The sequence below is a fragment of the Synechococcus sp. R6-7 genome, assembly GCF_047461695.1.
Classification (GTDB): Bacteria; Cyanobacteriota; Cyanobacteriia; order Thermostichales; family Thermostichaceae; genus Thermostichus.
The window spans coordinates 1-3,600 of record NZ_JANSHS010000055.1 but is presented as its reverse complement, the minus strand read 5'-3'; the positions used below and the strand labels follow the sequence as shown (position 1 = coordinate 3,600).

Below are 3,600 nucleotides of genomic sequence, written 5' to 3'. Positions count from 1 at the left end.
TCCGGCCCGCTCACGCGATTAGCTCGTCAGAGCCTCTAACTGAGTGCAAACTCTCACAGTAGCCTCCTTTCTTCCGCAGGTGGCCAAATGATGCAAGAGCCAGCACACTCTTTAGAAGCCCTGGGATCCCTGTTGCGGCAAACACGGGAGGCACGGGGACTGACGTTGACAGAAGTAGCTAACGATACCTTCATTCGCTGCCAATATCTGCAGGCGCTGGAGGAAGCTGACTTGAGCCGGTTACCGGAGCCGGTGTATGTGCAAGGGTTTCTCAAGCGCTATGCCGACTATTTGGGGTTGGATGGCGAAACCCTCTCTCGGCGTGCCTCTCCGCTTTTATCGGCCAAAACCCCCCGCGCGCCAGCTCCTCTTGCTGTTGTCGGCCAGCAACCTGCCTTTGCCCTGCGCCCTCTCCACCTTTGGGCCGCTTATGTGGTGCTGATTGTGCTGACGGTGGGGGGATTGTCGGCTCTTTTGGAAGGCACAGGCAATCCCTTTGGGCGTTGGCTGGTGAGCCTGTCAACGGTCAGTCGGGAGGGATCCGGCCAGCAACCGCCTGCTGCAACTTCTTCGGATCGCACTCTGTCGGCAGTTCAGCCCACGGCCCGCCAACTGTTTCCCACCCTCGACCAATGGACGCGCATTCAGGGCGTCTTCCCCGAGGTCTTGGAAGCTCACTCAGGGGGGGCGGGGCGCAAGCCGGTGCGTCTGGATATTCGCGTTGTGGAGCGCCCTTCCTGGTTGCGGGTCATCGCCGATGGGCAAACGGTCTTCGAGGCCACCTTACAGCCAGGGGCCGAGTTGAATTGGGAAGCGGAGCAGTCAATCGTGTTGCGTACCGGCAATGCAGGCGGCGTGCTGGTGACCTTTAACGACCGGGAGCTTGGAGTGATGGGCCGATTTGGGGAAGTGAAAGAGCTAATGTTCGAGCCGGGGTTGGATATTCAGTCGCTGCAGTAGGAACCCAGCCAAATGATCATCCCGTTGCGCTTGGCGTTATCGGCGGCAGCGCAGGAGCAATCTCCCACCCCTGGGAGCGGAGCTGCTGCAGCAGGTGCCGGACTTTGTCGATGTCTTTATCGCCTGGCCGACGTTCTACACCACTGGAGAGGTCGATGCCGCTTGGCTGCAGGTGGCTGAGCGCCTGCAGAACATTGTCCGGGTTCAGACCACCGGCCAGTAGCCAAGGCAAGGGCAGGGAGCGGTGGGCAAGTTCTGACCAATTCAGAGTTCGCCCCGTTCCACCCGCCTGTTGGGGGTGATAAGCATCCAAAAGCAGCATCTCCACACAGTCTCGGTAGAGATGGGCTACTTCCAGATCCGCCGGCTGGCGAATGCGCAGGGCCTTGATGCGGCGGATCCCGGGAAGCCATTTCCCCAATTGCTGACAATCCTGCGGGGATTCTTGGCCATGCAACTGGACAGCCGTGAGGCCCACCGTTTCCACCCAGGAGGCGATGGCGCGGGGATCCTGATCCAGGAAGACCCCCACCTTTTCCACAGGGCCGGGCAGGGATCCCACCCAACGAGCCATTTCCGAGAGGGGCAAATAGCGGGGGGTATTGGGCACCGCGATGAACCCAAGGGCACTCACCCCCAGCGCGGCGATGGCCTCCGCCTGATCCTGACGGGTGATGCCGCAGATTTTGACAAACAACCGGCCCATTGGGAGCACCACCAAAACAATTGGCTGCTGGTTCTTGGATGGTTCTGAGAGCGCTGATACATCTACTTTTGTTCAGGGCGCATTTGCAGAGGATCCGGCTGTTCCGGGTGAAGCTTGTTGATCCGGCGCACCATTTGCCACAGCCGTCCAAAGTTGCGCTGGTTGAAGTGCATCACCAGCCGTGGCAGATGGGCAATATCTTCCTCGGCTTCCTCCGGCAAAGCCCCAGTTTGCTCGATCCGGCCCGAATCGAGAATGTCGGCAAACTCTTCGTTTAAAATCTCTAGGGCTTCCGGTGAAAGTTTGGTGTTCAAGCGCAAAACCAGGAGCTCTCGCACGTAGCGATTGCTGTGAAAGACGCGATAAAAATCGACAATCTGCTGACAGGCATCTCCCACATCGTCGGTTAGGGTGTAGAGGAAGAGATCTTCTGGGCTGATCAAGCCGCGACCAAGCAGGTGCTCCCGCACGTATTCGTCCCATTCTTTCCAGTAGCAGCCACCTGTTCTGTCCACCAGCACCAAGGGCATGAGCTTGGTTTTGCCGGTTTGCATCAGGGTTAGGCATTCAAAGGCTTCATCCTGAGTGCCGAAACCGCCGGGAAAAAGCACCAGCGCGTCGGTTTCTTTAACAAAAAAGAGCTTGCGCGAAAAGAAATACTTGAAGTTGATGACCCGATCGCTGGCAGCAATGACGGGATTGGCCATTTGCTCGAAGGGAAGCTGGATGTTGAGCCCAAAAGAGTTTTCCAGCCCTGCCCCTCGGTTGCCGGCTTCCATAATGCCGCTGCCGCCCCCCGTCATCACCATGAACCCCCGTTGACTGATGCAGTGGGCGAACAACTGGGCCTGGCGATATTCGGGACTTTCTGGCCCTAGCCGTGCCGACCCGAAAACGGTGATCTTGCGTTGATGAGCGTAGTTTTGGAAGGCGGCAAACCCCTGCTCCAGATCCTCAAGAGTAGCCGCCAAGATCTTGGCATCTAAACGGCTCAGCTCCAGGGATCCCATGCGCTGCAGCGACTGCACAATACGCAGCCAGGCCGTCCGGTTGGGATGATACTCCAACTGCTTTAGGCGGGTCTCAGCGTTGGAAAAAACTTCTTGCAGAAGGGAAGAAACGGAATCGGTCAAGCTGGGATCCTAAAGTTCTCTGGAATTACTTTAATCAGTTCTCGGCACAAAATGGCAGCTGGGTTCTAATCCAGAACCCAAAAGTTACATTCTGAAACACCCAAGGCATAGCCCTCAGGCTTCGGCAGGTGTGTCGAAGTGCTTTTCCAAAATCGTGGTTAGAGTTGCCTTGGGTACGGCGCCAACCACCACATCCACTTTCTGGCCGCCCTTGAACAACATCAGGGTGGGAATGCTGCGAATACCGTACTGGCTGGCAGTTTGAGGGTTCTCGTCGGTGTTGATTTTTACAACCTTAACTTTGCCGACATACTGCTCAGCTATCTCCTGAACCACAGGAGCCACCATCCGACAGGGGCCACACCAAGGTGCCCAAAAATCAACCAGAACTGGAATATCGCTGCGCAGCACCTCTGCCTCAAAGGTGGCATCAGCGATATCTATTGCTGCAGACATGCCTGGATAACTCCTGAAACAACACCTGTCACGGTCTCTGATCTTAGCACAGCCCCCAGGCTGCTGGTGACCTCAGCCTGTTCCATTGCTACTACACGGAGCGTTCGCCAAAGGAACTGTCCCTTGGGATCCCGGCCTGAGACCTTCGCTCAGCCAACCGCAGCGCTAGGCAGTTTGGGGACGGCACCGAAAGCATCTGAGCCGTGCTGAAGCAGGCTTCTACGGCATCCATCAAAAGATTTGTCTTGGCAAGGTTCCCGGGATAGTTGAGTGCGTCATGACCAGGCTGCTCCTATCCTATATGGTCACTTTGATTCAAACTAGGACACTGCACCCACACCTAAA

General features: G+C 56.9%; 4 protein-coding genes and 1 pseudogene. 2 read left to right on the top strand and 3 right to left on the bottom strand.

Features of this window, described 5'->3' with window-relative positions; genetic code table 11:
• Positions 1–87 precede the first annotated feature (87 nt).
• Positions 88–300: pseudogene (locus NW815_RS02160) on the top strand (helix-turn-helix domain-containing protein); the annotation flags it as partial.
• Between the two features lie 132 nt (positions 301–432).
• Positions 433–960 carry a DUF4115 domain-containing protein gene (locus NW815_RS02155; RefSeq protein ID WP_414415665.1) on the top strand — a complete coding sequence of 176 codons (528 nt, stop codon included), beginning with the start codon at positions 433–435 and terminating at the stop codon, positions 958–960.
• A 16-nt stretch (positions 961–976) separates the two neighbouring features.
• On the opposite strand, the gene NW815_RS02150 is transcribed toward NW815_RS02155, so the two are convergent.
• From NW815_RS02150 to trxA, 3 genes are all read right to left on the bottom strand, one after another.
• A complete protein-coding gene (locus NW815_RS02150; protein WP_414389497.1) occupies positions 977–1,666 on the bottom strand; it encodes a phosphoribosylanthranilate isomerase in 690 nt (229 codons plus the stop codon).
• A 62-nt stretch (positions 1,667–1,728) separates the two neighbouring features.
• Positions 1,729–2,799, bottom strand: coding sequence for an LOG family protein (locus tag NW815_RS02145; RefSeq protein WP_414389491.1), 1,071 nt, complete (start codon positions 2,797–2,799; stop codon positions 1,729–1,731).
• A gap of 114 nt (positions 2,800–2,913) precedes the next feature.
• Complete coding sequence (gene trxA / locus NW815_RS02140; protein ID WP_011431863.1) at positions 2,914–3,255, bottom strand: thioredoxin; 342 nt, start codon at positions 3,253–3,255, stop codon at positions 2,914–2,916.
• Positions 3,256–3,600: the final 345 nt, after the last annotated feature.